Source organism: Actinoplanes sp. ATCC 53533, assembly GCF_003947245.1.
The window spans coordinates 1-275 of the sequence record NZ_QHHV01000695.1 but is presented as its reverse complement, the minus strand read 5'-3'; the positions used below and the strand labels follow the sequence as shown (position 1 = coordinate 275).

1 rRNA gene is annotated in these 275 nt (G+C 60.7%); it reads right to left on the bottom strand.

Annotated elements, in window-relative coordinates:
* Nucleotides 1-275: ribosomal RNA gene (locus tag DMB66_RS60690) — 16S ribosomal RNA — on the bottom strand; the annotation flags it as partial.

Sequence of the window (275 nt, the reverse complement as noted above, 5' to 3'; positions counted from 1 at the left end):
GTTACAACCAGGCCGTCATCCCTCACGCGGCGTCGCTGCATCAGGCTTCCGCCCATTGTGCAATATTCCCCACTGCTGCCTCCCGTAGGAGTCTGGGCCGTGTCTCAGTCCCAGTGTGGCCGGTCGCCCTCTCAGGCCGGCTACCCGTCGTCGCCTTGGTAGGCCATTACCCCACCAACAAGCTGATAGGCCGCGAGACCATCCCAGACCGAAAAACTTTCCACACGGATCTCATGCGAGACCGTGTCGTATTCGGTATTAGCCCCCGTTTCCGA